Origin of the sequence: Mycobacterium sp. 1245852.3 (genome assembly GCF_001669335.1) — a bacterium.
Lineage (GTDB): Bacteria > Actinomycetota > Actinomycetes > Mycobacteriales > Mycobacteriaceae > Mycobacterium > Mycobacterium europaeum_A.
In genome coordinates this window covers 1-2,804 of the sequence record NZ_LZLL01000499.1, presented here as the reverse complement: position 1 = coordinate 2,804, position 2,804 = coordinate 1, and the positions used below count along the sequence as shown (strand labels likewise).

The 2,804-nt window shown below is 67.3% G+C and carries 3 protein-coding genes; 2 read left to right on the top strand and 1 reads right to left on the bottom strand.

What is annotated here, in order from left to right:
* Positions 1 to 397: TetR/AcrR family transcriptional regulator (locus tag A9W96_RS22230; RefSeq protein ID WP_156765365.1), on the bottom strand; the 397-nt coding region annotated here is incomplete at its 3' end.
* Between the two features lie 38 nt (positions 398 to 435).
* On the opposite strand from A9W96_RS22230, the gene A9W96_RS22225 reads away from it, so the two are divergent.
* Both A9W96_RS22225 and A9W96_RS22220 read left to right on the top strand, forming a co-directional pair.
* Positions 436 to 1,665: a hypothetical protein gene (locus A9W96_RS22225; RefSeq protein WP_067143096.1), complete on the top strand. Its 1,230-nt coding sequence runs from the start codon at positions 436 to 438 to the stop codon at positions 1,663 to 1,665.
* A 154-nt stretch (positions 1,666 to 1,819) separates the two neighbouring features.
* Positions 1,820 to 2,804 (top strand): Hsp70 family protein (locus A9W96_RS22220; protein WP_156765364.1); only part of this gene is annotated, 985 nt, incomplete at its 3' end.

Genomic DNA, 2,804 nt, shown 5'->3' with positions numbered 1-2,804 from the left:
CGCGGGTTTCGCGCAGAATCTCGAAGGCGGCCATCGACGTCGGGCTGCTGTAACAGCTCCAGGCCGTGTCGACGACGACCTCGATGCGGCTGCGCAGCGGCAGCTCGCTGACATCGGCCGACGACAGGCTGTCCACCAGCCGGGCCACCCCGTCGTCGACCACGGCCATCAACAGGCCGTTGCGATCCCCGAAGTGGTACTGGATGACGCCCCAGGTGACGCCCGCACGCTCGGCGACGTGCTTGGCGGTGGCCGCCGAGAAGCCCTCCTCCACGATGCAGCGGACCGTCTCGTCGATGATCTTCGCCCGGGTGTCATCGCCGCGCTTGCGGGGCGCGGTGGTTCGCCTGGTGGGGCCAACCGGGCGATCGGGCGTCTGGCCAGCGACGATGGGCATTGTTGACTTTATAACATAGTCGAGTCTATTTTTGGGGCGTGAGCAGCCCCTCGCGATATGCGCAACTGTCCCGTGACGAGCTCGTCGCCCTGGTCCCCGAACTGCTGCTGATCGGGCAGCTGATCGACCGGTCCGGGATGGCCTGGTGCATCTCCTCGTTCGGTCGCGACGAGATGGTCCAGATCGCGATCGAGGAGTGGGCGGGTGCCAGCCCGATCTACACCCGCCGGATGCAGAAGGCGCTGAACTACGAGGGCGACGACGTCATCACGATTTTCAAGGGCCTGCAGCTCGACATCGGGGCGCCGCCGCAGTTCATGGATTTCCGGTACACGGTCCATGACCGCTGGCACGGCGAATTCCAGCTCGACCACTGCGGCGCCCTGCTCGACGTGGAGCCGATGGGCGAACAGTACGTGTTCGGAATGTGCCACACCATCGAGGATCCGACGTTCGACGCCACCGCGATCGCGACCAACCCGCGCGCCCAGGTGCGCCCGATCCACCGGCCGCCCCGCACGCCCGCCGACCGGCACCCGCACTGCGCGTGGACCGTCATCATCGACGAGTCCTACCCCGAGGCGCAGAGCATCCCGGCGCTGGACATCGTCAGCCGAACCCGCGCCGCCACATGGGAACTCGACGCCATCGATCGTTCGGACGAGGGGCAGGCGGATTACTCGGGCCCCCTGCTGTCCGACTTCGACTTCGCCGCCTTCTCCCATTCGGCGCTGGTCCGGATGGCCGACGAGGTGTGCCTGCAGATGCACCTGCTGTACCTGTCGTTCGCGATCGCGGTGCGGGCCCGGGCGGCTAGCGAGGAGGAAGCCGTCGGCGTATGCACCCGGGGCCTGATCGGCATAGCGGGCATGGCCGCCGAACGCATCCACCGGGCGCTGAAGCTTCCTGGCGGGATCGAAGGGGTATTGCGGGTCCTCGAGCTGCACCCGCTGCTGAACCCCGCGGATTACGTTGTCGCCGAGACGGAATCGAACCGGTTGCACGTCCGCCCGTCGCCGGCCCACGACGACGCCGCCTGGATCTCGTTGTGCTCGCCGGAATCCGTCCAACCGCTCCAGGCCATCGCCACCGCGGTGGAACCGCACCTGGCGGTCCGAGTTAGCGGGACGGCCACCGACTGGACGGCGGAGCTGATCGAAACCGATACGGCCGCCGAGGAACTGCCAGAGGTTTCGGTGGTCAGGGTCAGCGGCGGATCGACGTTCCAGTTCGAGCCCAGGCGTTCGCTGCCGCTGACGGTGTTGTAGCACAAAGCTTTTTGTCAAGGGGTTTTCGGTACCGCTTCGGTGACGCAAGCGCATCGAGCGGATACCAATGACATTGCGAAGCATCGGCTTTCCGCGTGTCCGCCGCTATCGTTAACGCTGGCCACCGACCCCTATGGACGAAGGTTTTCGCTCTATGTACGACCCACTCGGGTTGTCGATCGGGACCACGAACCTGGTCGCTGCGCGTAATGGAAGCCCACCGGTTACCCGCCGGTCCGTGGTTACCCTTTACCCGCACTGTGCTCCGAAAGTCGGTGCGCCCGAAGAGAACCCGTACCTCGCCGAGCCCGGCGTGCCGATGAAGGGCTTCATCGAGCGCATCGGTGATTCCGTCGCGCTGGTGTCACCCGACGGTTCCACGCACGACCCGGAACTGCTGACGGTGGAGGCGCTGGACGCGATGGTGCTCGCCGCGGGTGCGGACGCGGCATGCTCGGAGATCTCCATCGCCGTGCCCGCGCACTGGAAACCGGCGACGGTGCAGGCGCTGCGGGACGCCCTGCGCACCCATGTGGGCTTTGTGCGTAGCGGGATGGCGCCGCGGCTGGTCAGCGACGCCATCGCCTCGCTGACCGCGGTCAAGTCCGAGCTCGGACTGCCCGACGAGGGCGTGGTGGGGCTGCTCGACTTCGGCGGCAGCGGCACGTCGGCCACCTTGGTCGACGTCGCGGGGGATTTCGAACTCGTCAGCGCGACACTGCGTTACACCGCGCTGTCGGGCGACGAGATCGACCAGGAGTTGCAGCTGCGTGCCTTCGAGGAGCTGGGCCACGGCAGTGGCCTGGACCCGGCCAGCACCGCCGGTGTCGGCCAGCTCGGCGAACTCAGGGAACAATGCCGCGCGGCCAAGGAGCGGCTCTCGGCCGACATGGCCACCGACATCGTCGCGGTGCTCGGCGGGCGCAGTTGCAGCCTGACGCTGACGCAGGACGACCTCGAAGAGCTGATCCAGGATCGGCTGACCGGCTTCATCTATGCCTTCGACGACATGCTGGTGCGCTACCGCAAGAGCTGGTCGGACCTGGCCGCGGTGGTCACGGTCGGGGGCGGCGCGCGCATTCCGCTTGTCACCGAACGTCTTTCGATGCACGGCCGCACGCCGATCCTCACGCCGGCGC